Origin of the sequence: Kosakonia oryzendophytica, from assembly GCF_900094925.1 — a bacterium.
GTDB lineage: Bacteria > Pseudomonadota > Gammaproteobacteria > Enterobacterales > Enterobacteriaceae > Kosakonia > Kosakonia oryzendophytica.
Genome location: NZ_FMAY01000013.1, coordinates 12,956 through 39,008, shown reverse-complemented (window position 1 = coordinate 39,008; position 26,053 = coordinate 12,956). Strand labels below are relative to the sequence as shown.

The following is a 26,053-nucleotide window of genomic DNA, read 5'->3' as shown; positions in this document are numbered from 1 at the left end:
CCGCCCCTCAGGGCAGCATGGTCTGTGAAACAGTATAGAGATTCATCCCCTGAAAGGCTTTGCTTTTTGTCATTTATTGTTGTCTTCGAGGGCCTCAGATAGCGCCAGCTTAATCGGTTCAACAGCGAAGGTCAGCCCCTTTTCGCCGTTATCTGCCACCACATAGCGAATCGGGCCTTCCGTTTCAGCGTAGTAAGGCTTGCTTTTGCCGTTAGTCAGCAACTTTTGCAGCTTTTGCATACTTTGCGCCGCCGTTAGCGTGGGCGTGAATGCGCGAATAAACGCCGCCATATACTCCTGCGCTTTGGCTTTCGCTGCCTTCTGTTCCGGGCCTTGTACCGGTAGCCAGGTTATCTGCATGGATTTGATTTTCAACGTGCCACGTTCCAGCGCCGTAGACGCGTAAAGGCTCTCGTTAATCTTTGTTGCTGCTCGCGTCAGGTTCTGATCACTGCCGTCAACAGCGCGGAACTCGCTCAGCGCCAGCGTGGGATTGTCGGTATTAAACCGCTCACGGAACTGGCTGATCGATTGATCAAAGGTTGGTGCGCCCGGCAGTAAATAGGGCGCAGTCGCCGCGGTTGGCGCGTCTTCCGCCATGACGGGCGAACAAAAGATCAGCGTTGAGAATAGCAGCCAAACCTGATAACGCCATGCTTTCATGAACATCGCCCTCTGTACAGTTTGCTCACGATTAAAACGATAACCGACTGGCTTGTCAAAAACTCCCGCCTCCAGGGTAAACTACGCAGCATTACGATAATAAGGAACCATACATGGGTATACAGCAGTGGTTGTTTTCATTTAAAGGGCGTATTGGACGCCGTGATTTTTGGGTCTGGATTGTCCTCTGGCTTCTCAGCATGACCGTTTTATTTGCGCTGGCGAACGGTGGAATGCTCGATTTCCAGATGGCGGCCTTTATGCTGGTGTGCCTGATCTGGCCGACGACCTGCGTCATGGTGAAACGCCTGCACGATAGAGGACGCCACGGTGCGTGGGGATTATTAATGGTGCTGGCGTGGATGCTGCTTTCCGGGAACTGGGCAGTCCTCAACGATACGCTGGAATGGGCGGTGGGCCGCCTGATCCCGGTGGTGATTATCGTGATGATGTTGATTGACCTGGGTGCGTTTATCGGCACCCAAGGGGAAAACAAATACGGTAAGCAGACGCTGGATGTGAAGTACCGCTGATCACCAGTAATGTTCCGCGGTGATATGTCCCGGTCGGCGGCGAAGATGCTTCGTCATCTGCCGGGTCTCTTTCAGCAGTTGCGTGGTATCGCGCACCATCTGGGGGTTGCCGCACAGCATCACGTGACTGTTCCCGGCGTTCATTGGCAGCCCGACCGCGTCTTCCAGCGCGCCGTTTTCAATGAGCGCCGGCACCCGCCCGGTCAGGGAACCTGAAATGGTCTCCCGGCTGACCACGGTCTGAATGCGTAATTTTCCTTCGTAGCGTTTTTGCAGCTCAAGCATTAACGGCAAATAGCTTAAATCCGCCGCATAGCGTACTGCATGCACCAGCACCAGATTTTTAAAGCGTTCGAGGTCTTTGCCTTCTTGCAGAATCGACAGATATGGCCCAATCGCTGTGCCGGTAGCCAGCATCCACAGCGTATCGCAGTCCGGCACTTCTTCCAGCACAAAGAACCCCGCGGCTTCGCTCACCACCAGCACTTCATCCCCCGGCTGTAAAGCTGCAAGACGCGGGCTGAGTTTGCCTTCAGGAACAATAACAAGGTAGAACTCAAGGTCGGGGTTGCCTGGCGCATTCACATACGAGTAGGCGCGCTGTACGCGCTCGCCGTCAATTTCCAGTCCAAGTTTAGCGAATTGCCCGGCGGTGAAGGGAAGAACGGGGGCATGAACGGTGAGGCTAAATAATGCGTCGGTCCAGAACTGCACCTTTGTGACTTTTCCTGTTACCCAGTCCGCCATGGTTATCTCCTGTTCTGTTGCGTTGCCTTATCTTCGTGTCAACAGGCGAAGATTTCCAGCCCATCCGGGCCGGAAAGCTCAATTGAACAAATACCCTTACAGTATATGTCGTTGTACTTCAGGGTCTTTGCGATCCAGATAATGAATCGATTGAATACGGCGAATCGTGCGTGACTTGCCGCGGATCAGCAGCGTTTCCGTGGTGGCGATATTCCCTTTACGGCTAATGCCATCCAGCAGATCGCCTTTAGTGATCCCGGTGGCGGAAAAAATCACGTTGTCGCTGCGCGCCATATCATCCAGACGCAGGACGTGACCGGCTTCAATACCCATGCCACGACAGCGTTTTAACTCGATTTCACCGATGCGGCGATTCTCTTCGCTGTCGCCTTTAACCTGATGGCGCGCCAGCAAACGCCCCTGCATATCGCCATCAAGTGCACGGATCACCGCAGCAGACACCACCCCTTCCGGTGCACCGCCAATGCCATACAGCACATCCACTTCGCTATCCGGCATACAGGTGAGGATCGACGCTGCGACGTCGCCATCCGGGATAGCAAAAACACGAACGCCCAGCGTTTGCATCTCTGTGATAGTGGCATCGTGGCGAGGTTTTGCCAGAATGGTGACCGTCAGTTCGCTCAGCGGTTTATTCAGCGCAGCAGCAACATTACGCAGGTTATCCGCCAGTGGCAGATTCAGGTCGATAGCGCCTTTTGCACCCGGGCCGACGATCAGCTTTTCCATGTACATATCCGGCGCGTTCAGGAAGCAGCCTTTATCGCCCACTGCCAGTACCGCCAGCGCATTTGCCTGACCCATAGCGGTCATGCGTGTGCCTTCAATGGGGTCGACGGCGATATCCACCGCATCACCCTTACCGGTTCCCACTTTCTCACCGATAAACAGCATTGGGGCTTCGTCGATCTCCCCTTCGCCAATCACAATGGTTCCGTCGATATTGACCTGATTGAGCATAATGCGCATAGCGTGCACCGCTGCGCCGTCCGCTGTGTTTTTATCGCCGCGTCCCAGCCACTTATAGCCCGCCAGCGCGGCGGCTTCGGTAACCCGGGAGAATTCGATGGCAAGTTCTCGTCTCATAACAAACTCTACAGTGAAAGAAATTGAGCGAAGTTTATCACAGCGAGCGAGGGAGGGTTGATTGGGCATAGCCCTCTCCCCACCGGAGAGAGGGCATCTGTTCGGGCGGGTTATTCGTCGTGATCTTCCCACGCCAGCGCACGTTTAACGGCTTTTTTCCAGCCGTTGTAACGGAAATTACGCTCGGTGGTTTCGATGCCCGGGCGGAATTCGCGCTCGATCACCGCTTTTTCCTGCAGTTCATCCAGATTCTGCCAGAAACCGACCGCCAGACCGGCGAGGTATGCCGCGCCAAGGGCCGTGACTTCACGCACTTCCGGGCGTTCCACGCGGGTGCCGAGGATATCCGACTGGAACTGCATCAGGAAGTTATTGGCAACCGCGCCGCCATCCACACGCAGCGCGTGCAAACGAATGCCAGAGTCAGCCTGCATCGCTTCCAGTACATCGCGAGTCTGATAAGCAATAGATTCCAGTGTTGCACGAATGATGTGGTTTGCGTTGACGCCGCGGGTAAGACCGAAGATCGCGCCGCGCGCATACGGGTCCCAGTACGGCGCACCCAGGCCGGTAAAGGCCGGTACGACGTATACGCCATTGGTGTCTTTCACTTTGGTGGCGAAATACTCTGAGTCGAAGGCATCGCTAATCAGCTTCATCTCGTCACGCAGCCACTGAATGGAAGCTCCCGCCATAAACACAGCACCTTCCAGCGCATAGTTAACTTCGCCTTTCGGGCCGCAACCGATGGTGGTCAGCAGACCGTGTTCCGATTTCACTGCTTTCTCGCCAGTGTTCATCAGCATAAAGCAGCCGGTACCGTAGGTGTTTTTCGCCATCCCTTCTTTCACGCACAGTTGGCCGAACAGCGCCGCCTGCTGGTCACCGGCAATACCGGCGATAGGAATACGAGTGCCGCCTTTACCACCGATATTGGTCTGGCCATACACTTCCGACGATTTACGCACTTCCGGCAGCATGGCGCGCGGGATATCCAGCGCTTCGAGCATTTTGTCGTCCCAGTCCAGGGTGTGGATGTTGAACAACATGGTTCGCGAGGCGTTGGTGTAATCCGTGACGTGAACGCGGCCCTGCGTCATTTTCCAGATAAGCCAGGTATCCACGGTGCCGAACAGCAGTTCACCGCGTTTTGCGCGTTCACGTGAGCCTTCCACGTGGTCGAGGATCCATTTCACTTTGGTACCGGAGAAATACGGGTCAACCACCAGACCGGTGGCGTTACGCACGTATTCTTCCATGCCGTCGCGTTTCATTTTTTCGCAAATATCCGCGGTGCGGCGGCATTGCCAAACGATGGCGTTGTAAATCGGTTTACCCGTTTCGCGTTCCCAGACAATGGTGGTTTCGCGCTGGTTTGTAATGCCGATGGCGGCAATTTCATCGGAATTGATATCGGCTTTGGCTAATACTTCCACCAGCGTAGAGCTCTGGGATGCCCAGATTTCCATCGGGTCGTGCTCAACCCAGCCTGGTTTCGGGTAAATTTGTTCGAATTCGCGCTGTGAAACGCTGATGATGTTGGCGTCATGATCCATCACAACGGCGCGGGAGCTGGTAGTGCCCTGGTCGAGCGCAACGATATATTTTTTGTCAGTCATGGTTATGTTCCCGTAGTCACATTACAGCGAAGCTTTTTGTTGAGTCGTGGAGGCGGTGCCTTTTTCTTCCGCCGCCACGCTGGTATTTGACGGCAGATGGCGACCAATCAGCTTGCGGTAGCCAAATGCGCCGAGCGCCGCGCCTACGATCGGCCCGAACAGCGGGACGAGGAAGTAGGGAATATCTTTGCCGCCGGTAAAGGCGACATTGCCCCAGCCTGCCAGCCAGGCGAATGCTTTCGGTCCGATGTCACGTGCCGGGTTCATGGCGAAGCCGGTCAGCGGGCCCATCGATGCGCCGATAACGGCAATCAACAAACCGATCAGCAAGGGTGCCAGCGGGCCACGCGGAATGCCGTTGCCATCATCACCTAACGCCATAATCACGCCCATCAGGACTGCGGTAATCACCATCTCAACGGCGAAAGCCTGCACAAAATTGATGTGCGGGTTGGGGTAAGTAGAGAAAATACCAGCCAGATCAAGACTTTCAACACTGCCGCGCACCATATTGTGCGTTTGTTCAAAGTCGAGGAAAAGATTGTAGTAAAGCCCGTAAACAAGTGCAGCCGCGCAAAACGCGCCGGCAAACTGAGAAATAATAAACGGAACAACTTTACGTCCGTCAAAACTCGCGAAGAGCCACAATGCAATGGTAACTGCCGGGTTTAGATGCGCGCCGGAAACCCCTGCGGTCAGGTAAATGGCCATTGCCACGCCCAGACCCCAAATGATACTGATTTCCCACTGGCCAAAGGTAGCTCCCGCCACTTTTAGCGCTGCGACACAGCCTACACCGAAGAAAATCAACAACCCGGTGCCGAGAAACTCGGCGATGCACTGGCCTTTTAAGGTTGATGTTTGACTCATAATCGGATCCTGCAAAAAGTTTAGTGGTTATTGTTAGCACGGAGGCCGAAGACCACCATGGTGTCGTGTAGACACAGTGTTAATTTATCGTTAACGAGCAAAAACGAGAAATATCGAAATCAAAATGTGTGTACTGCGTCAATAAAATGAGCGTTTTCGCGCGATGATGCGCGTTTTTGCACCATGAAGAAGTGTGAGCTGAATCATTTTTGTAACCTGGGTATTAACAATTTAGAGGTAGATCCCTTTCTTGCACCAGGAGCAGGCTGAAAAGTGTTGCAAAGCGCAAACAGCGGGGCTCTGCGCTGGACAGGGGCTGGTGGGCTTCATACAATCGGTAACAAGCAAATATGCTCATATTCATAAGGCGTCACCGGTATTCGGGACGAGGATTTTGTAAGACACGAATAATTCGAGCGGCAGGAGAGCTAACCCCCTGCAACTTGAAAGATGAAGTGTATATCCATCAACGCCTTGCAACTCAGGAGAGGTATGACAATGTCATTAGAAGTGTTTGAGAAACTGGAAGCAAAGGTGCAGCAGGCGATTGATACCATCACGCTGTTGCAGATGGAAATCGAAGAGTTGAAAGACAAGAACAACAGCCTGACGCAGGAAATTCAGTCCGCGCAGCAGAATCGTGAAGAGCTGGAGCGCGAAAACAATCAACTGAGAGAGCAACAGCACGGCTGGCAGGAACGTCTGCAGGCGCTGCTGGGCCGTATGGAAGAAGTCTGATTACGCTCCTGATTGGCTGCCAGACATAAGAAATAAGAAGGGCGCCTGAAGGCGCCCTCTCTTTTACTACTCGATATCCAGCGGGTCTTCCGACAGGATAATGCCCGTGTTGTCGGCGTAGAGATGGTCACCGGAGAAGAAGGTTACCCCGCCGAAATTGACGCGGACATCGCTTTCGCCAATGCCTTCGCCTGCGGCGCCAACCGGGATTGCAGCAATCGCCTGAATGCCGATATCCAGTTCTTCTAGGTCGTCCACCTGGCGCACCGCGCCATAGACCACAATGCCTTCCCACTCGTTTTGCACCGCTGTGCGGGCGAGATCGGCGTCAATTAACGCGCGACGTACGGAGCCGCCGCCGTCAACCAGCAGGATGCGACCACGGCCATTCTGTTCGAGCAGATCGTAAAGCAACCCGTTATCCTCGAAACATTTCACCGTGATGATTTGTCCGCCAAAAGACGACCGTCCACCAAAATTGGAGAACAGCGGTTCCACGACGTTGATCTCTTCCTGGTAGATATCACAAAGCTCAGAAGTATCGTATTTCATAGGCTTAACGTTTAGTTGCGACAAGAGTTGTCAGTATATCGCGCATCGCGCACTGTTGGCAAAATCATCAATTTTTAATTGACATTAATCAGTTAAAAATGCGTTTGACTGAGGATAATTCCAACTACAAACAACAGGTTAGTTAACAGTGCACCTTTTACCGTGCGTTCCAGCATGGGCGGCATCGCGCGCGGGTCGAGTTCACGCAGCACAAAACGCGCCTGTTTTATCAGCAGCGGGGCGGAAAGAATAAACAGCCACCCCCAGGCGCTGTGCAGCGACAGCAGATTAAACAATGCCAGGCATATCAGCGCGCCAACCAGTAAACCCGCGTGATAACGGCGAGCATTGATCGGCCCTAAACGCACCACCAGCGTATTTTTACCGTTTTCGCGGTCGCTATCGATATCGCGCAGGTTGTTGATATTCAATACCGCTGTGGCCAGCAGGCCGCAGGCAGTTGCAGGCAGGATCACGGCGGGAACCAGCATATGCGTTTGCAGATACCAGCTACCCATGACGCTGAGCCAGCCAAAGAAAATCAACACTGACACATCGCCAAGGCCAATGTAGCCGTAAGGGCGTTTGCCAATGGTGTAGGTGATGGCGGCGATAATTGAGAGCCCACCCAGCACCAGAAAACCAATAAAGTCGGCCATTGTCTGAGTGGCGGCGGTGACCAGCAACAACCCGGAGATGCAGCTCAGTATGATGATAATGATCAGCGCGCGCTTCATTTGCGCGAGGGAAATCGCCCCTTTCTGCATGCCACGCAATGGCCCGAGACGGTCTGGCTTATCGCTGCCTTTGACCGCGTCACCATAATCGTTGGCGAGATTCGAGAGAATTTGCAGCAGTCCGGCAGTGAGCAGCGCGAGCACAGCGACCAGCGGATCAAAAAAGCCCTGCCACCAGGCCAGTACCGTACCCACAACAATGGCGGCAAACGCCAACGGTAGTGTTTTCGGTCGCAGGCTTTCCAACCAGGCTTGAGTACGGCTCAGAGTTTGCGTTTCGTTCATAAATTAGGCCGACAAAAATGGGGGCATAAGCCCCCATCGAATGTGATGAAAACGTTGTGGCGATGATTATAAGATAAAACGGCTCAGATCTTCATCTGCCACTAAAGCATCAAGGTGTTTACTCACATAGTCGGCATCAATGATGATCGTCTGGCCACCCAGATCGCTGGCATCATAGGAGATATCTTCCATCAGGCGTTCCAGCACGGTATGCAAACGGCGAGCGCCGATGTTTTCCGTGGTTTCGTTCACCTGCCAGGCTGCCTGTGCGATGCGTTTGATACCGTCGTCAGTGAAGTCGATATTTACGCCTTCGGTCGCCATCAGCGCTTTGTACTGAACGGTAACCGATGCGTTCGGCTCGGTGAGAATGCGCTCGAAATCTTCTGCGGTCAGCGCCTGCAGTTCAACGCGGATCGGCAAACGGCCTTGCAGTTCCGGGATCAGGTCTGACGGGCTGGCAATCTGGAATGCGCCGGAAGCGATAAACAGAATATGGTCGGTTTTGACCATGCCATGTTTCGTCGATACGGTGCAGCCTTCCACCAGCGGCAGCAGGTCGCGCTGTACGCCTTCGCGGGAGACATCCGGACCGGAGGTATTACCGCGCTTACAGATTTTGTCGATTTCGTCGATAAACACAATCCCGTGTTGTTCAACGGCGTCGATAGCCTCTTGTTTCAACTCTTCCGGGTTGACCAGCTTCGCGGCTTCCTCTTCAATCAGCAGCTTCATCGCATCTTTGATTTTCAGCTTGCGCGGCTTCTGCTTCTGGCCGCCCAGATTCTGGAACATCGACTGAAGCTGGTTGGTCATCTCTTCCATGCCCGGAGGTGCCATGATTTCGACACCCATCGGTGCTGCGGCGAGGTCGATCTCAATTTCTTTGTCGTCGAGCTGGCCTTCACGCAGTTTTTTGCGGAAAGACTGGCGCGCCGCAGAAGGTTCTGCGGGCTGCTCTGGCTGGCCCCAGTTATTTTTCGCCGGTGGGATCAGCACGTCGAGAATGCGTTCCTCCGCCATTTCTTCTGCGCGGTAACGGTTTTTCTCGATCGACTGAATACGCACCATTTTAACGGCAGCATCGGTCAGATCGCGGATGATAGAATCCACTTCTTTGCCGACATAGCCCACTTCGGTGAACTTGGTCGCTTCGACTTTGATAAACGGCGCATTGGCGAGTTTTGCCAGACGACGGGCGATTTCGGTTTTACCGACACCGGTCGGGCCGATCATCAGAATGTTTTTCGGTGTCACTTCATGGCGCAGTTCTTCATCGAGCTGCATACGACGCCAGCGGTTACGCAGAGCAATCGCCACTGACCGCTTGGCAGCGTCCTGGCCAATAATGTGTTTGTTCAGTTCGCTGACGATTTCGCGTGGGGTCATTTCAGACATGGGAGATCCTTACGCTTCAGAGGATAATTCTTCGATGGTATGGAAGTGGTTGGTATAGATGCAGATGTCGCCTGCAATATCCAACGCCTTCTCAGCAATTTCACGCGCGCTCAGTTCGGTATTTTCCAACAGTGCACGCGCCGCAGCCTGGGCATAAGGCCCACCGGAACCAATGGCGATCAGATCATTTTCTGGCTGCACCACGTCGCCGTTGCCAGTGATGATAAGCGATGCCGTTTCATCAGCCACGGCCAGTAACGCCTCAAGCTTGCGCAGCATGCGATCGGTACGCCAGTCCTTTGCCAGTTCGACAGCCGCTTTCACCAGATGTCCCTGGTGCATTTCCAGTTTACGTTCGAACAGTTCAAACAGCGTGAAGGCATCGGCGGTGCCACCGGCAAAGCCAGCGATCACTTTGTCGTGATACAGGCGACGGACTTTTTTCACGTTGCCTTTCATTACCGTGTTGCCCAGTGTGGCCTGGCCATCACCAGCGATAACGACATGGCCGTTACGGCGTACGCTTACTATTGTTGTCACGAGCAGACCCCTTGGTTACAAATGCAGAATACAGACCCCGCAACAGTGTGCGGGGCAGATTGCAATTATAAATGGGGGAGATTTTGGGGGTTTCAACCCCCGGCGGCGAGACGGATGCAGTTTGTGTGGCCGGCCATTTTCAGGCGGCTAATGGTGGAGTCGGCATTCTCTTTGCCTTTCACCGGGCCTATCACAACGCGATTCCAGCCGTTGTTGGCGGTAATGCGTGAGTCAAATCCTTCAAACGCCAGTTGCGCACGAACGGTTTCGGCTTGATCCTGGCCTTTAAACGAGCCGCACTGTACCAACCAGCGACGATCATCTTTTTTCTCTGCCGTTTGCTGCTGTTTCGGCGCTTCCATCTCATGTGTGATGGGCGCGGCTTGCTGCGTTTTGGGCTGTGACGCCGTGTTGTGTGGCGGAGTCTGCAACAGATCCTGATACGGCTGTGACGTCGTAGCGGGTTTCTGCTGCTGCGTCTGACGCGGTGCCGTTGTGGCTGGCGCTGTGGTTTGCGCTGTACGCGCAGGTTGCTGAACCGGTTGTTCCGTTACGCGTGGCTGCGAACGCGGCTGCTGCACTGGCTGCGTTTGTGCCCATTGCTGCTGCTGTTGCATCTGCACCTGCTGCTGCGCCTGGCGCTGGCGTTGCAATGTTTGCTGGCGCTGCTCCGCAGTTTGCTCATTCCACGGCACTTCGTTGAGCTGCGTTGGCTGCTGGCGCATATCCGCCTGCATTTGCGCTAACAACTGGCGTTGTTCATCAGTGAGCTGGTCCGGGTTTTTCACTTCACCACCGGCTGAAGGCTCCGTGGGGGCCAGTACGCCAGGCTGGCGGCTTTCCAGCTCCTTGATATAGCGCCAGCGTTCTTCCGGTTTCGGGGGTAAACCGTTACCGGCGACTTTTTGATTTTGCAGCGATTCGGATTCTTCTTTTTTGTGGTGCGTAATGAAGTACAGACCACCGATAAAGGCAACCAGCACGGCGGCCGCAATGGCGACCATGGCTGGAGAGACCGCAGACTTGCTGCGTTGCTTGTTCCTTGAGCTACTCTTTTTGCGCCGCGAAGGAGCCGACTGGCTGCCGCGGCGTACATAATCTCGTTGTGCCACTATCGTTGTTTCGCTGTCTTTATTTCGTTTATCAGCCCGCCATGTTACTTAAGCGACGGGCTTTTGACCAGAAGCGGGAGTCTGAAAGCCCCGGCTTTACTTCAGTGCCTGGGTTGACCCGCGCAGAATCAGTTCGCAATCCAACAGACGCGATCCGCTGTTGACGTTATGGCCTTGCAGTTGCTCGAGCAGCAATAGCATCGATTCGCGGCCAATGTCGTAGCGCGGCTGTGCAACGGTAGTCAGTGGCGGGTCGCAGAACTCCGCCAGTGAAATGTTATCAAAGCCGATGATGGATAAATCCTGTGGCACTCTCAGCCCGCGGCGTTTGGCTTGCGAGAGCGCGCCGAGCGCCATGACATCGCTATGGCAGAAAACAGCTGTCGGCGGTTTCGGCAGCGTCATTAATTGCTCCAGCGCATGAGCACCCGCTTCGAAGGTGAAGTCGCCGCGTGCAATATAATGAGGGTCGACGACTACGCCTGAGCGACGCAATGCTTGCACGTATCCCTGCAGCCGATAGTGACACAGCGGCATCTCTTCCGGCCCGGCGATACAGCCAATCAGATGATGTCCTTGTTCCTGCAGATAATTGACGGCGTTAAACGCGGCGGTCAGGTTATCAATATGAACCGTCGGCAGTTCCAGTTCGGGAGCAAATTCATTCGCCATCACCATAGGGGGCAGATTGCGTTGCTCCTCAATACTGGCATCAAACGGCAGACGCGAACCCAGCAGCAGCATGCCATCGATTTGCTTGGTGATAATCAGGTCGATAAAGGTCTTTTCCTGCTGATTCTGATGGGCGCAGTCGCCAATCAACACCAGATAACCGTGTTCAGCTGCGGCAACTTCAATACCGCGAATAATTTCGCTGAAAAAGGGATCGCAGATATCCGGCACAATCACCAAAATGGTCCGGGATTCATTGCGTTTAACGTTGCGTCCCATTGACTGGGGCAAATAGCCCACTTCCATCGCCGCTTGTTCAACCCGATTGCGGGTTGCTTGCGACACTTTATCCGGATTCATTAACGCACGGGATACGGTTGCCGTAGATACCTTTGCTTTCATGGCAACGTCTTTCATGGTCGCAGCCGCAACCTGATTTTTGGGTTTCACCTTGTTCTCCTCGCATGCACGGCGCAGGCGTAGTCACATTTTTATCAGATAGTTAAGCCCTTCGGTTACAGAATTTTCATGAAAAGTGTGATGAAAGTTGAATTTTACGCGCTGCCTCGCAGCATTAGCCTTCGATAGGGTCGACATCCAGCACCCATTTCACCCGGCGCGCTTCCGGCAGAGTATTCACGAGCGCCAGTGCGCCGTTAACAATATGTTGTAGACGAACGCGGGAAGGGTGTTGTAACAGGATCTGCCAGCGGTATCGTCCGGCACGTTTAGCCGCCAGCGCGGGAACCGGTCCAAGGATCCACAATGGATTATCCGCCAGCGGGCTGGCCTGCAGCAGATTTCTCAACTGTTGTAAAAACAGGGGCGCGTGCTGGTTGTTTTGATCTTCGGCGCGGATCAGCACATGACTGGTCCACGGGGGTAATTGCAGGGTTTGCCGCTCTGCCAGCGCCTGTTCAGCAAAGGTGTCATAGCCTTTATGCAGCAGTGTCAGCAAGAGCGGATGTTCCGGATGGTGTGTTTGCAACACCACCTCACCCTGCTTTCCGGCACGGCCAGCGCGACCGGATACCTGGGTATAAAGCTGGGCGAAACGTTCGGCTGCGCGGAAATCCGCCGAAAACAATGCGCCATCCACATCCAGCAGTGCGACCAGCGTGACATCCGGAAAGTGGTGACCCTTCGCCAGCATCTGAGTGCCAATAAGAATACGTGCGCCGCCACGGTGGACTTCGGCAAGATGTTGCTCTAATGCCCCTTTACGGCTGGTGGTATCCCGATCGATACGCGATACCGGCACACCCGGAAACAGGGGGGCCAGCGCTTGTTCCAGTTGTTCTGTGCCTAACCCCACAGGCAGTAAGTGCGTGGAGCCGCAGGAAGGACACTGGCGAGGCACAGGCCGCTGGCTATCGCAGTGGTGACAGCGTAAATGCTGCTGCGCCTGGTGGAAGGTGTAATAGTGATCGCAGCGGGGGCATTCTGCTATCCAGCCGCAATCATGGCACAGCAGCGCCGGGGAAAAACCGCGACGATTAAGAAACAGGATCACCTGATTGCCCGCCTGCAGATGCTGGCGTATGCGGTTGATAAGCGCAGGTGCCAGTCCGGCCTGTAACTGCTGGCCTTTCATATCCAGCACATGCTGTGTTGCCGGGCGCGCATTACCGGCGCGGCGGGTGAGTCGCAACAGATGGTATTTACGCATCCGGACGTTATACAGGGTTTCCAGCGCCGGGGTGGCGGAACCAAGAATAATCGGGATTTGCTCGCTGTGGGCGCGGTAAACCGCGAGATCGCGGGCGTGGTAGCGCCAGCCTTCTTGCTGTTTATAAGAACTGTCGTGCTCTTCGTCGATAACGATCACACCGAGGTTTTTAAACGGCGTAAACAACGACGAACGGGTACCGATAACGATGGCGGCTTCGCCGCTTTTCGCTTTCTGCCATGTCACCAACCTTTCGCTGTCGTTCAGCCCGGAATGCAGAACCTCAACGGGCGCGTTAAAACGTTCACGAAAACGGGCGATGGTTTGCGGCGTCAGACCGATTTCCGGCACCATTACCAGCGCCTGTTTACCTTGCGACAGTACGTTTTCCAGCACGCTTAAATAGACTTCTGTTTTGCCGGATCCGGTAACGCCCGCCAGCAGCCAGGCGGAGAAACGATCCGCCGCGCTATGAATGGCTCCCACCGCTGTTGCCTGCTCAGTGTTTAACCGCAGCCGGTCGCCGCTTACTGAGAAGCTGTTGCGCCAGTCGCTAAAAGAGGGAGCTTCACTGTTCATCTCCGCCAGACCTTTCGCGCGCAATGCCTGTAAAGTGACGCTTTTAAGATCCAACGCGGCCAGTTGATGCTGCCAGATTTTTCCTTTACGCAGCGCCGATAACGCCTGCTGCTGCTTTGCCGACTTTACGCGATTGATGTCCGTCGCTTGTCCCTGCTCGGTGGCGAACCAGTATCCTTGAAACTCCGCGCTGGCTGGCTTTGTTTGCCGTAGCAGAACGGGGAGGGCATTAAACAGCACATCGCCGATAGGATGATGATAATAATCCGCTGCCCACAACAGCAGTCGCCATACCGGTGGAGAAAATGACGGGTCGCTGTCGAGTACCTCTTCAACACGTTTTAACTCTGTGAGCGGCAATTCGCTTTTGTCGCTGATGGCCACCACAATGCCAACGCGGTGCTGCGTACCAAAAGGCACACGCACGCGACAACCTGCGCTAACGGGCATGTCATCCGGCAGCAGGTAGTCAAAGGTGCGGGGCAAAGGTACAGACAGCGCAACGTGAGCGACGGGCATCTCATCTTCCTGACTTGAAAACTGGCGGGTTAGTATACACATTGTTAAGACTGGCGAGCTGATCAGTTTGCATGTGGTGGTTAATTTCTGTATGATTCGCCGCCTTTGGTGCGCTTTTGCAGTGCCGAAGATACACTTACACATTAACTCGCGTGGTGTCTGGCGTTAGGGCTGGAAGAGCGACGCGGCCTTAAACTGAGGTTTCCCATGAAAAAAGGTATTCACCCGAATTATGTTGCTATTACTGCAACCTGTTCTTGCGGTAATGTGATCAAAACCCATTCTACCGTGGGTCACGACCTGAACCTGGACGTGTGCGGCAAATGCCACCCGTTCTTTACTGGTAAACAACGCGTAGTTGATACCGGTGGTCGTGTTGAGCGTTTCAACAAACGCTTCAGCATCCCGGGCAGCAAATAAGTTGCCAGAAAAAAGCGCCGAAAGGCGCTTTTTTTGTCTCTGATGTTTCCCGATGAGCAAGAAAGGCGGATAACATCATCTTCCGCCTTTTTCGTTTTTATCAGTATTCCCAGGTATCCGGGTCGATACCCAGTTCACGCATAATCACTTTCGCCTCTTCCGGGATTTCGTCGCTGCGCTCTTTACGCAGATCTTCATCGTTCGGCAAAGGTTGACCGGTAAACGCATGCAAAAACGCTTCACACAGCAGTTCGCTGTTGGTGGCATGACGCAGGTTGTTCACCTGACGACGGGTACGTTCATCGGTGAGGATTTTTAACACCTTAAGAGGAATGGAAACCGTAATTTTCTTTACTTGTTCACTCTTCTTGCCGTGCTCAGCGTATGGGCTGATATATTCGCCGCTCCATTCAGCCATGAGATACCTTTAATCCTCTCAGTCATTAGTCTCAGTCTCAGGTGGCTACACCTGAGTCATAATCCCGCGTAGTTTACCGTAGAGTCATCAGCGTGACACGGTGTATCGCGTAACAGTGCCTTACTAAAGCATATAATTTTAACGGCTATTATGCCTTTGCTCAATCTATACGCAAAGAAGTTTAGATGTCCAGATGTATTGACGTCTATCGGCGCAGTGTTTACTCTGTTGCCAGACTTTTCATCCATTAAGCCAGGAAGCCTTCATCATGACGCGTAAACAGGCCACCATCGCAGTGCGTAGCGGATTAAACGATGACGAGCAGTACGGTTGCGTTGTCCCGCCGATCCATCTTTCCAGTACGTATAATTTCACCGGTTTTAATGAGCCGCGCGCGCATGACTACTCGCGCCGTGGTAACCCAACGCGTGATGTTGTGCAGCGTGCGCTGGCGGAACTGGAAGGCGGCGCAGGCGCGGTGCTGACCAATACCGGGATGTCGGCTATACACCTTGTAACTACCGTGTTTCTTAAACCAGGCGATCTACTGGTTGCGCCACATGACTGCTATGGTGGGAGCTATCGCTTGTTTGATAGTCTGGCGAAGCGTGGTTGTTACCGTGTACGGTTTGTCGATCAGGGTGATGAGCAGGCGCTAAAAAATGCGCTGGCGGAAAAACCGAAACTGGTACTGGTTGAAAGCCCAAGCAACCCATTGTTGCGCGTCGTTGATATTGCGAAAATCTGTCAACTTGCTCGTGAGGCCGGTGCGGTGAGCGTTGTGGATAACACCTTCCTGAGCCCGGCGTTGCAAAATCCGCTGGCGCTGGGCGCCGATCTGGTGCTGCACTCCTGCACCAAATACCTCAACGGGCATTCCGATGTGGTGGCGGGCGTGGTGATCGCGAAAGATGAAGAGATTGTCACTGAACTGGCATGGTGGGCGAATAACATTGGCGTCACCGGTAGTGCCTTCGATAGCTATCTGTTACTGCGTGGTTTGCGCACACTGTCTCCGCGTATGGAAGTGGCCCAGCGCAATGCGCAGGCGATAGTTGATTTCCTGAAAAAACAGCCGCTGGTGAAAAAGCTGTATCATCCCTCTTTGCCGGATAATCAAGGGCATGAGATTGCAGTGCGTCAACAAAAAGGCTTTGGCGCGATGCTAAGTTTTGAACTGGATGGCGATGAGCAAACGCTGCGTCGCTTTTTAAGTGGGTTATCGCTGTTTACGCTGGCGGAATCATTAGGCGGAGTGGAAAGTTTAATCTCTCATGCCGCTACGATGACCCATGCGGGCATGGCGCCGGAAGCGCGTGCCGCAGCCGGGATCTCTGAGACGCTGCTGCGCATCTCAACCGGTATTGAAGATAGTGAAGATCTAATTGCCGATCTGGAAAATGGCTTCCGGGTCGCCGCTGAGGGGTAAACATGAGTGTGATTGCGCAGGCAGGGACGAAAGCTCGTCAGCTGCACAAATTTGGTGGGAGTAGTCTGGCGGATGTGAAATGTTACCTGCGCGTGGCGGGGATCATGGCGGAATATTCGCAACCGGGCGACATGATGGTTGTCTCGGCCGCTGGCAGCACCACCAATCAGTTGATCAACTGGCTTAAATTAAGCCAGACCGATCGCCTCTCTGCGCATCAGGTTCAACAATCACTGCGCCGCTATCAAAGCGATCTGATCGGCGGTTTGCTGCCCGCGGATGTCGCCGACGGGTTAACCAGTGAATTTATCCACGATCTGGAACACCTGGCTGCACTGCTGGATGGCGGCATTACCGATGCGGTATACGCGGAAGTGGTCGGCCACGGTGAAATCTGGTCTGCGCGTTTAATGGCTGCTGTACTGAACCAGCAAGGTCTGGACGCGGCCTGGCTGGATGCCCGTGACTTTCTGAGAGCGGAGCGCGCCGCGCAACCGCAGGTAAATGAAGGCGAGTCCTGGCCATTACTGCAACAGAAACTGGCGCAGTTGCCGGGTAAGCGCATTGTGGTGACTGGTTTTATCAGCCGCAACGACGCAGGTGAAACCGTGCTGCTGGGGCGTAATGGTTCCGACTATTCCGCGACACAGATCGGTGCGCTGGCGGATGTCTCGCGAGTCACCATTTGGAGCGATGTGGCGGGGGTGTACAGCGCCGATCCGCGCAAAGTGAAAGATGCCTGCTTGTTACCGCTGCTGCGTCTCGACGAGGCCAGCGAGCTGGCGCGTCTTGCCGCACCGGTACTGCATGCCCGCACGTTGCAGCCCGTTTCCGGCAGTAATATCGACCTGCAATTACGCTGTAGTTACAGTCCGGAGCAAGGTTCAACGCGTATTGAGCGTGTACTGGCATCCGGAACCGGCGCGCGTATTGTCACCAGCCATGATGATGTTTGCCTGATTGAGTTTCTCGTGCCGGCAGGTCAGGACTTTAAGCTGGCGCAAAAAGATATCGATGTGGTGTTGAAGCGTGCTCAGGTGCGTCCGTTGGCGGTTGGTGCACATGCTGACCGTAATCTGCTGCAACTGTGCTACACCTCCGAAGTGGTGGACAGCGTTTTCAAACTGCTGGATGAAGCGGGTTTGCCGGGCGAGTTGCGCTTGCGTCAGGGGCTGGCGCTGGTGGCGATGGTGGGAGCCGGTGTTTGCCGTAACCCCTTGCATAGTCACCGTTTCTGGCAGCAATTGAAAGGTCAGCCGGTGGAGTTTATCTGGCAGTCTGATGAAGGGATTAGCCTGGTTGCGGTGTTGCGCGTAGGGCCAACCGAGAGTCTGATCCAGGGGTTGCACCAGTCGCTTTTCCGCGCGGAAAAGCGTATTGGCCTGATGTTGTTCGGAAAAGGCAATATCGGTTCCCGCTGGCTGGAGCTGTTCTCCCGCGAGCAGAGCGCGTTGTCGGCGCGCACCGGGTTTGAATTTGTACTGGCCGGAGTGGTGGATAGCCGCCGCAGCCTGCTGAGTTACGACGGGCTGGATGCCAGTCGCGCGCTGGCGTTTTTCAATGATGAAGCGGTCGAGCAGGATGAAGAAGCCTTGTTCCTGTGGATGCGCGCCCACCCTTATGATGATTTAGTGGTGCTGGATGTCACCGCCAGCGAGCAGCTTGCCGATCAGTATCTGGATTTTGCCAGCCACGGTTTCCATGTGATTAGCGCCAACAAACTGGCTGGCGCGAGCAACAGTGATAAGTACCGCCAAATTCACGATGCGTTCGAAAAAACCGGTCGCCGTTGGCTGTATAACGCCACCGTCGGCGCAGGTTTGCCGGTTAACCACACCGTGCGCGATCTGCGTGAGAGTGGCGATGCGATTCTGGCGATCAGCGGAATTTTCTCCGGTACGCTCTCCTGGCTGTTTTTGCAGTTTGATGGTTCCGTGCCCTTTACCGATTTGGTCGATCAGGCCTGGCAGCAGGGGCTGACCGAGCCGGATCCGCGCGTCGATCTTTCCGGGAAAGACGTGATGCGTAAACTGGTGATCCTGGCCCGTGAAGCGGGTTATGACATCGAGCCAGATCAGGTTCGTGTGGAGTCGCTGGTCCCGGCAGGGTGTGAAGAGGGCTCGGTGGATCACTTCTTTGAAAATGGCGACGAGCTCAATGAACAGATGCTACAGCGCCTTGAGGCTGCCCGTGAAATGGGGCTGGTGCTGCGTTATGTGGCGCGCTTTGATGCCAACGGTAAAGCGCGCGTTGGCGTGGAAGCCGTTCGTGCTGAGCATCCGCTCGCGTCGCTACTGCCGTGCGATAATGTTTTTGCCATTGAAAGCCGCTGGTATCGTGATAACCCGCTGGTGATCCGTGGGCCGGGTGCCGGTCGTGATGTGACCGCTGGCGCGATCCAGTCGGATATTAACCGTCTGGCGCAGTTGCTGTAATCCTCCCTTTGCATCTACCCTCTCCTTATAAAGGGGAGGGTTTTATCTTCAGTCATGAATTTTTTTCATCTTCACTGAACATTCCTCACGAATAATGGTGATTTTCCAGTTGACGCCCTGACCGTTTTCCGTCATTTTTACATCTGGACGTCTAAACGTATAGAAGTTCACAAGACAACAGACAATGACATGCGATTGATGAGGTAAGGTATGAGCTTTTTTCACGCCAACCAGCGGGAAGCCCTGAATCAAAGCCTGGCGGAAGTACACGGCCAGATTAATGTTTCCTTTGAATTTTTCCCGCCGCGCACCAGTGAAATGGAACAAACCTTATGGCACTCCATCGATCGCCTGAGCAGCCTGAAACCCAAATTCGTTTCAGTGACCTACGGCGCTAACTCCGGTGAGCGCGACCGTACGCACAGTATTATCAAAGGCATTAAAGAGCGCACAGGGCTGGAAGCCGTGCCGCATCTGACCTGCATTGATGCCAGCCGCGACGAGCTGCGTGCTATCGCTCAGGATTACTGGAATAACGGTATCCGTCATATTGTGGCGCTGCGCGGTGACTTGCCGCCGGGCGGTGGTAAGCCCGATATGTATGCCGCCGATCTGGTGACGCTGTTAAAAGAGGTGGCGGACTTTGATATCTCGGTCGCTGCCTATCCAGAAGTGCACCCGGAGGCGAAAAGCGCCCAGGCCGATTTGCTCAACCTGAAGCGTAAAGTGGATGCAGGCGCCAGCCGTGCCATTACCCAGTTCTTCTTTGATGTGGAAAGCTATCTGCGTTTTCGCGATCGCTGCGCGGCGACCGGCATCGATGTTGAGATTGTGCCGGGCATTCTCCCCGTCTCTAACTTTAAACAGGCGAAAAAATTCGCAGACATGACTAACGTACGTATTCCGGCGTGGATGTCGCAAATGTTCGATGGGCTGGATGATGACGCGGAAACCCGCAAGCTGGTGGGGGCCAATATCGCGATGGATATGGTGAAAATTTTAAGCCGCGAAGGGGTGAAAGATTTCCACTTCTATACGTTGAATCGCGCTGAAATGAGCTATGCCATTTGCCATACGTTAGGCGTTCGCCCGGCGGTGTAAACCACCCATCAGGTCGGACGGCGGTTTTATACCCGCGCCCGACCAGTAAAACGTTCTGCAGGCCCGATAACCGGGCCTGTTACGTTTAGACGTTTATTCCCACTCACCTAAGAAACGCTGACCGTACTGGTCGGCGACCAGCAGTGCGGCATACACCTGATCCGGCGTCGCGCCGCCCGGCATATTGTGAATGGTTTCCCCTTCAGCGCAGGCCGCCTGCGCCACAATGCGCATTTTCGCCGGAATATCGGTTTTGATATCCAGTTGCGCCAGCGTGATGGGCAGGCCCACGGTATGACACAGCGCTGCAACGGTTTCGATCTCTTCCATCGGCGCGTTTTCCAGCACGAGTTGCGTTAACGTGCCAAATGCCACTTTCTCACCGTGATAAAAGTGATGAGCGTCCGGGATCGCGGTTAAACCGTTGTGGATAGCGTGCGCCGCCGCCAGACCACCGCTCTCAAAACCGACACCACTGAGGTACGTGTTCGCTTCCACCACGCGTTCCAGTGCGGGCGTTACCACATGTTGCCCGGCGGCCAGCATCGCTTTTTCACCCTCTTCTATCAGCGTGTTGTAGCAGAGTTCCGCCAGCGCCAGTGCGGCTTGTGTACACTGTCCACCCGCCATGGTTTTTGCGCCACTGCGCGAGCAGGCGCGGGCTTCAAACCAGGTAGAGAGGGCATCGCCAATCCCCGCAGCCAGCAGACGCGGTGGTGCACCCGCGACGATTTTGGTATCGACGATCACACGATTGGGATTGTTCGGCAGCAACAAATAGCGGTCGAATTCACCGTTATCGGTGTAGATGACCGACAGGGCGCTACAGGGCGCGTCGGTAGAAGCGATGGTGGGCGCAATCGCCACCGGGATCTGCATGAAATGCGCCAGCGCTTTGGCGGTATCCAGCGTTTTACCGCCGCCGATGCCCAGTATCGCTCCGGCATGGGCGTTTTTCGCTACGCTGCGTAGCCTGTCGATTTCATTTTGTGAACATTCGCCGCCGAAGGGCACCACCTCGCAGGCCAGCCCGGCATCCGCCAGACTTTTTTGCAGCGCTTCCTGAGCGAAACCGAGAACAAACTTGTCGCCGACGACCAGCCAGCGGTCGGACAGCGGTTTGAGATAGTCGCCGAGACGGGTGATGACGTCTGCACCCTGGATGTACTTACCTGGCGCCTGGATGACACGATCCATATACTGCCTCCTTACAAATTAAGGTTGCCAAAAGCCGTTTTCCAGTCCTGTTCAAACTTCTCCACTGCTGACTCTACCGCTGGCGTATTGAGCATTTGTTGCGCTACATCTAAAGGAAGGGTGATTGCTTCGCATCCTGCCAGCAGGCAGTCGAGCGCCTGGCGTGGTGTTTTGAAACTGGCGGCCAGTACCTTGCTCTGCGGCGCATGGAGGGTGAGCAGCGTTTGTAACTCCTGCACCATTCGAATGCCGTCGCCGCCCTGGGCGTCTACACGGTTGACATAAGGCGCAATATATTTCGCGCCCGCGACGGCGGCCAGCAACCCCTGAGCGGCGCTGTACACTGCGGTTCCCAGCGTGACAATGTTTTCTTTTTTTAATTGCTTGATGGCGGCAAGCCCTTCGGCAGTCACCGGGATTTTCACCACAATACCGGGCACGGCATTATTAAGGCGTTTCGCTTCCGCCACCATGCCTGCGGCGTCGCGACTCATGACCTGCGCAAACAGCGTTCCCTCCGGGCCGACAGCCTGTTGCAGGCGCGGTAAAACATCCCATACGGACGTTTTGCCTGCGGCAATAATACTGGGGTTAGTGGTGACGCCCGCCAGGGGATAAATGCGCGCCAGGCGTTCAACTTCCGCCACGTTGGCGGTATCCAGATAGAGTTCCATTGTGCTTCCTCATCGCTCGTTTCTGCTAACAGCATACGAGCGTCTCGCCTGGTGCCGCCATATCACAAAACTGCCAAATACTGGACAAATGTGATCGCCCTATTGAAGTGTGATGTACATCACAACTAGCTGAGTGGCTTGGTAAAACAGGGCGAAAAATCGTGTCGGAGACAGAGAGACATTTCAGATCGTACAAAAATCCAGTGCATGACTGCTTTGTCCAGATCAGTTTTTGTCACTGAGCTGGCTATGGTAATGACGACGATATTCAGAAGGGGAACGTTCTGTATTTTTACGGAACAGGCGGCAGAAGTAGTTGCTGTCGACAAATCCGCACGCGTGCGCGACCTCTTTTACTTTCAGGTCGTAGCCTTTAAGCAGGGTTTTCGCATGTTCCAGCCGGGTGTGATTCAGGTATTCGTTAAACCCGATGGCACCGGTTTTCTGGAAGAGATGAGAAAGGTAGTTGGGAGAGATGTAAAATGCCTGCGCGACAGCTTCACGGGTAAGCGGCATCGCATAATGTTCGTCGATATAATCGCGAATGGCCTCGAACAACGCCTGACTGCGGGAAGCTGTCTGGATTTGGCTACCTAACAGATCATGACAATGGCTGAGCAGACTGGCGACGATCAGACGTGCGGTTTGTTGTTCACGCGGTTGCATCTGCATCTCATGCAGCGTTTGCAGCAGGAAAGATCCGATACGTGGCCCGCGGCGGGCAACATGCTGTTTGGCCTGGTTCTGCAATGCCAGTCCATTCCAGTGCGTTACGCTAAAACTCAGTTGCTGCTTGCCGAACAATACGCTTAATGTGGTGGCCGGGGTCTGCCACTGCGGCAGGTTCCAGCCGCCGGCAGGCACATACAGAACGTCATGCTGCGTCATCAGCGTGGCTTCTCCCGTGACGCCAGCATCCATCAATACACCTTCAAGTATGATTTCCAGACGCGGGAAATCCACCTGAACCGCCTGCGCAGGCGCTGTACCGGTTGCACCGGCGAAGCAAATTTGCCGCAACGGCGCAGGGCCGTTAATCAGGCGGGAGAGAAGATGAGCGACATCGTGGTTCATGGTGTTCCTTGCGTTGCACGCGAAGGGACAACCTTAACTGCCAGCATAAAAAAAGGCCACAACACGTGTGGCCTTTTGCGATAACAGCGGGGAATTAGCCAGTATTACGCATACCTGCTGCAACACCGGCAATGGTGACCATCAGCGCTTGTTCAACGCGATGATCCGGCTCTTTGCCTTCTTCTTCGGCAAGACGTGAGCGATGCAGCAGCTCGGCCTGCAGTACGTTCAGCGGGTCGGTATAAATGTTACGTAACTGAATAGACTCGGCAATCCACGGCAGGTCGGCCATCAAATGCGAGTCGTTGGCGATTGCCAGCACGACTTTGATATCCGCCTCTAGCAGCTTACGCAGCTCAGCGCCCAGCGCCCACAGCTCTGGTTTCACCAGCCGCTGATCGTAATATTCCGCCAGCCACAGGTCGGCTTTTGAGAAGACCATTTCCAGCATCCCGAGACGGGTTGAGAAGAACGGCCAGTCGCGGCACATCGCTTCCAGCTCGCTTTGCTTGCCGTCTTCCACCACTTTTTGCAGCGCAGCGCCAGCGCCCAGCCATGCAGGCAACATCAGGCGGTTTTGCGTCCAGGCGAAGATCCAGGGGATCGCACGCAGCGATTCCACCCCACCAGTTGGGCGACGTTTTGCCGGACGGGAGCCGAGCGGCAGTTTACCGAGCTCCTGCTCTGGCGTGGCGGAACGGAAATAGGGAACGAAGTCTTTATTTTCACGTACATAGCCGCGGTACATATCGCAGGAGATATCGGACAGCTCATCCATAATGTGGCGCCATTCGGTTTTTGGCTCCGGCGGCGGCAGCAGGTTGGCTTCCATAATCGCGCTGGTATACAGCGACAGGCTGCTGATGGTGATTTCCGGCAGACCGTATTTAAAGCGGATCATCTCACCCTGTTCGGTCACGCGCAGGCCCCCTTTCAGGCTGCCTGGCGGTTGTGAAAGCAGCGCCGCGTGCGCAGGCGCGCCGCCACGACCGATAGAACCCCCACGACCGTGGAACAGCGTCAGTTCAATACCGGCTTTTTCGCAGGTTTTGATCAACGCATCCTGTGCCTGATATTGCGCCCAGCTTGCTGCCATGACGCCTGCGTCTTTCGCCGAGTCGGAATAGCCAATCATCACCATCTGTTTGCCCTGAATAAAGCCGCGATACCAGTCAATATTCAGCAATTGGGTCATCACATCGTCGGCGTTGTTCAGATCGTCCAGCGTTTCAAACAGCGGCGCGACAGGCAGGGCGAAACCAATACCGGCTTCTTTCAGCAGCAGGTGTACTGCCAGGACATCGGACGGTGTCTTCGCCATGGAGATCACATAGGCGGCGATGGAGCCACGCGGCGCTTCCGCGATCACCCGGCAGGTATCCAGCACTTCGCGGGTTTCATCGCTTGGCTCCCACTGGCGCGGCAGCAACGGGCGTTTCGAGTTCAGTTCGCGGATCAGGAATGCTTGTTTGTCGGCTTCGGACCAGCTCTCATAGTCGCCAATACCGAGATAACGGGTTAATTCGCCCAGCGCTTCGGTATGACGCGTACTTTCCTGACGAATATCAATGCGTACCAGCGGGACGCCAAAACACTTCACGCGACGTAATGTATCGAGCAGTTCGCCGTTGGCGATAATGCCCATGCCGCAGGCTTGCAGAGATTTATAACAGGCGTAAAGCGGTTCCCACAGCTGTTCGTTTTGCGTCAGCAGTCCTTCAGGTTTCGGCAACTTCTGACCTTTCAGACGCGCTTCCAGCCAGGCTTGAGTGGCCATCAGATCGCTGCGCAGCTTTTTCATCAGATAACGATACGGTTCGCGAGCACCTTCAGCGCCAGCCAGTTCCCGCAGCTCGTCGGTACACTCCACCATCGACAACTCGGAAATCAGCAACTGCACATCTTTGAGGAACAGGTCGGTGGCTTTCCAGCGGCTGAGCAGCAGCACATGGCGGGTGATATCGGCAGTCACGTTCGGGTTGCCGTCGCGGTCACCGCCCATCCATGACGTAAAGCGTACCGGCACAAAGTCGACCGGCAGCTTGTAATTGAGGTTCTCTTCCAGTTGTTCGTTCAGTTCGCGAAGGTAGTTCGGCACGCCTTCCCACAGGCTATTTTCCACTACCGCGAAGCCCCATTTGGCTTCGTCTACCGGGCTTGGACGATATCTGCGGATTTCATCGGTATGCCAGGACTGCGCAATAAGCTGGCGCAGACGGCGCATCAACTGGTGGCGCTCATAGTCGGCAATGTCAGTGTTATCCAGCTGTTTTAAGCAGGCATTCACTTCCACCATTTTATGGATCAATGTACGACGGGTGATCTCGGTCGGGTGTGCGGTCAGCACCAGTTCCAGCGACAGGGATTCCACGGCTTTAATGATCGTGGCTTCGTTAAGATTCGGTTGGTCTTTCAGTTTTCTGAGAGTGCGGGCAATGACTTCCGGGTTATTGGCGGCTTCGCCTTTCGCGGAGATGCTGTGGTATTGCTCGGCAGTGTTGGCAAGGTTCAGAAACTGGCTGAACGCACGCGCCACCGGCAGCAGCTCGTCATTGGAGAGATTCTGCAACGTGGTGAGCAGTTCCTGACGATTGGCTTCGTTACCGGCGCGAGAAGATTTGGACAGCTTACGGATTGTTTCTACACGGTCGAGAATGTTCTCACCCAGTGCATCCTTGATGGTATCTCCCAGCAGTTTGCCGAGCATACTGACATTACTACGCAAAGCGGAATATTGTTCGTTCATGTTACCCCAGACACCCCATCTCATTTTATTTTGTTATATCTGCCGTTGGGCAGATATAAGACACCGTCTTTTATAAAGCCACGTAAAACCCACCACGTCAATTGTTGCGAAATCGCTTCAGCAAACGAATAAATGCCGACAATTTACGAAATTTAATTCCCTTTCGGCCAGATAAGTATTGCTTATGAAAACGTGACAGCTGTCACGTCCCGACAGACG

Annotated in this window: 23 protein-coding genes; 6 read left to right on the top strand and 17 right to left on the bottom strand. The window is 54.6% G+C overall.

Annotation, left to right across the window (positions count from 1 at the left end; all coding sequences use genetic code 11):
• Positions 1-69: 69 nt before the first annotated feature.
• Positions 70-663 (bottom strand): DUF1454 family protein, encoded by a 594-nt coding sequence (locus GA0061071_RS19010; RefSeq protein ID WP_061499355.1) that lies wholly within the window; start codon positions 661-663, stop codon positions 70-72.
• 113 nt (positions 664-776) lie between these two features.
• Between GA0061071_RS19010 and GA0061071_RS19005 the strand changes: the two genes are divergently transcribed.
• Positions 777-1,196 (top strand): DUF805 domain-containing protein, encoded by a 420-nt coding sequence (locus GA0061071_RS19005; protein WP_088237040.1) that lies wholly within the window; start codon positions 777-779, stop codon positions 1,194-1,196.
• Here GA0061071_RS19005 and fpr read toward each other — a convergent pair whose 3' ends face one another.
• From fpr to GA0061071_RS18985, 4 genes are all read right to left on the bottom strand, one after another.
• On the bottom strand, positions 1,197-1,943 hold the full coding sequence (fpr, locus tag GA0061071_RS19000) for a ferredoxin--NADP(+) reductase (protein WP_061499349.1): 747 nt from the start codon (positions 1,941-1,943) through the stop codon (positions 1,197-1,199).
• Between the two features lie 96 nt (positions 1,944-2,039).
• Positions 2,040-3,050 (bottom strand): class II fructose-bisphosphatase, encoded by a 1,011-nt coding sequence (gene glpX, locus GA0061071_RS18995; protein WP_061499344.1) that lies wholly within the window; start codon positions 3,048-3,050, stop codon positions 2,040-2,042.
• Positions 3,051-3,160: 110 nt separating this feature from the next.
• Positions 3,161-4,669 (bottom strand): glycerol kinase GlpK, encoded by a 1,509-nt coding sequence (glpK, locus tag GA0061071_RS18990; protein WP_061499341.1) that lies wholly within the window; start codon positions 4,667-4,669, stop codon positions 3,161-3,163.
• 21 nt (positions 4,670-4,690) lie between these two features.
• The gene (locus tag GA0061071_RS18985) at positions 4,691-5,539 is read right to left on the bottom strand and encodes an MIP/aquaporin family protein (protein ID WP_061499338.1); all 849 of its coding nucleotides are present in this window, start codon (positions 5,537-5,539) and stop codon (positions 4,691-4,693) included.
• Between the two features lie 492 nt (positions 5,540-6,031).
• Here GA0061071_RS18985 and zapB point away from each other — a divergent pair, with 492 nt between their 5' ends.
• Positions 6,032-6,277 carry a septal ring assembly protein ZapB gene (zapB, locus tag GA0061071_RS18980; RefSeq protein ID WP_090269457.1) on the top strand — a complete coding sequence of 82 codons (246 nt, stop codon included), beginning with the start codon at positions 6,032-6,034 and terminating at the stop codon, positions 6,275-6,277.
• Between the two features lie 66 nt (positions 6,278-6,343).
• Here zapB and rraA read toward each other — a convergent pair whose 3' ends face one another.
• The 7 genes from rraA to priA form a co-directional block, all read right to left on the bottom strand.
• Complete coding sequence (gene rraA / locus GA0061071_RS18975) at positions 6,344-6,829, bottom strand: ribonuclease E activity regulator RraA (protein ID WP_061499332.1); 486 nt, start codon at positions 6,827-6,829, stop codon at positions 6,344-6,346.
• A gap of 92 nt (positions 6,830-6,921) precedes the next feature.
• Positions 6,922-7,851: a 1,4-dihydroxy-2-naphthoate polyprenyltransferase gene (gene menA / locus GA0061071_RS18970; RefSeq protein WP_061499327.1), complete on the bottom strand. Its 930-nt coding sequence runs from the start codon at positions 7,849-7,851 to the stop codon at positions 6,922-6,924.
• Between the two features lie 66 nt (positions 7,852-7,917).
• Positions 7,918-9,249 (bottom strand): HslU--HslV peptidase ATPase subunit, encoded by a 1,332-nt coding sequence (gene hslU / locus GA0061071_RS18965; RefSeq protein ID WP_061499325.1) that lies wholly within the window; start codon positions 9,247-9,249, stop codon positions 7,918-7,920.
• Positions 9,250-9,258: 9 nt separating this feature from the next.
• Complete coding sequence (gene hslV / locus GA0061071_RS18960; RefSeq protein ID WP_061499322.1) at positions 9,259-9,789, bottom strand: ATP-dependent protease subunit HslV; 531 nt, start codon at positions 9,787-9,789, stop codon at positions 9,259-9,261.
• A gap of 92 nt (positions 9,790-9,881) precedes the next feature.
• On the bottom strand, positions 9,882-10,901 hold the full coding sequence (gene ftsN, locus GA0061071_RS18955) for a cell division protein FtsN (protein ID WP_071890650.1): 1,020 nt from the start codon (positions 10,899-10,901) through the stop codon (positions 9,882-9,884).
• A 96-nt stretch (positions 10,902-10,997) separates the two neighbouring features.
• A complete protein-coding gene (gene cytR / locus GA0061071_RS18950; protein WP_061499316.1) occupies positions 10,998-12,023 on the bottom strand; it encodes a DNA-binding transcriptional regulator CytR in 1,026 nt (341 codons plus the stop codon).
• Between the two features lie 124 nt (positions 12,024-12,147).
• The gene (gene priA / locus GA0061071_RS18945) at positions 12,148-14,340 is read right to left on the bottom strand and encodes a primosomal protein N' (protein ID WP_061499312.1); all 2,193 of its coding nucleotides are present in this window, start codon (positions 14,338-14,340) and stop codon (positions 12,148-12,150) included.
• A gap of 207 nt (positions 14,341-14,547) precedes the next feature.
• Between priA and rpmE the strand changes: the two genes are divergently transcribed.
• Positions 14,548-14,760 (top strand): 50S ribosomal protein L31, encoded by a 213-nt coding sequence (rpmE, locus tag GA0061071_RS18940; protein WP_007369223.1) that lies wholly within the window; start codon positions 14,548-14,550, stop codon positions 14,758-14,760.
• Positions 14,761-14,860: 100 nt separating this feature from the next.
• Here the strand turns inward: rpmE and metJ are convergent, their stop codons facing one another.
• On the bottom strand, positions 14,861-15,178 hold the full coding sequence (gene metJ, locus GA0061071_RS18935; RefSeq protein WP_007369220.1) for a met regulon transcriptional regulator MetJ: 318 nt from the start codon (positions 15,176-15,178) through the stop codon (positions 14,861-14,863).
• 268 nt (positions 15,179-15,446) lie between these two features.
• On the opposite strand from metJ, the gene metB reads away from it, so the two are divergent.
• The 3 genes from metB (at position 15,447) to metF (ending at position 20,143) form a co-directional block, all read left to right on the top strand.
• Complete coding sequence (gene metB / locus GA0061071_RS18930; RefSeq protein ID WP_088237041.1) at positions 15,447-16,607, top strand: cystathionine gamma-synthase; 1,161 nt, start codon at positions 15,447-15,449, stop codon at positions 16,605-16,607.
• A 2-nt stretch (positions 16,608-16,609) separates the two neighbouring features.
• Positions 16,610-19,042, top strand: a complete 2,433-nt coding sequence (locus tag GA0061071_RS18925) for a bifunctional aspartate kinase/homoserine dehydrogenase II (RefSeq protein ID WP_061499307.1) — start codon at positions 16,610-16,612, stop codon at positions 19,040-19,042.
• Between the two features lie 210 nt (positions 19,043-19,252).
• Complete coding sequence (gene metF / locus GA0061071_RS18920; RefSeq protein WP_061499304.1) at positions 19,253-20,143, top strand: methylenetetrahydrofolate reductase; 891 nt, start codon at positions 19,253-19,255, stop codon at positions 20,141-20,143.
• Between the two features lie 93 nt (positions 20,144-20,236).
• On the opposite strand, the gene gldA is transcribed toward metF, so the two are convergent.
• From gldA to ppc, 4 genes are all read right to left on the bottom strand, one after another.
• Positions 20,237-21,340 carry a bifunctional L-1,2-propanediol dehydrogenase/glycerol dehydrogenase gene (gldA, locus tag GA0061071_RS18915; RefSeq protein ID WP_088237042.1) on the bottom strand — a complete coding sequence of 368 codons (1,104 nt, stop codon included), beginning with the start codon at positions 21,338-21,340 and terminating at the stop codon, positions 20,237-20,239.
• A gap of 11 nt (positions 21,341-21,351) precedes the next feature.
• Positions 21,352-22,014, bottom strand: a complete 663-nt coding sequence (gene fsa, locus GA0061071_RS18910; protein WP_061499296.1) for a fructose-6-phosphate aldolase — start codon at positions 22,012-22,014, stop codon at positions 21,352-21,354.
• Positions 22,015-22,239: 225 nt separating this feature from the next.
• Entirely contained in the window at positions 22,240-23,088 is an 849-nt protein-coding gene (locus GA0061071_RS18905; protein WP_088237043.1) for an AraC family transcriptional regulator, read from the bottom strand.
• Positions 23,089-23,182: 94 nt separating this feature from the next.
• Positions 23,183-25,834: a phosphoenolpyruvate carboxylase gene (ppc, locus tag GA0061071_RS18900; protein WP_061499290.1), complete on the bottom strand. Its 2,652-nt coding sequence runs from the start codon at positions 25,832-25,834 to the stop codon at positions 23,183-23,185.
• Positions 25,835-26,053: the final 219 nt, after the last annotated feature.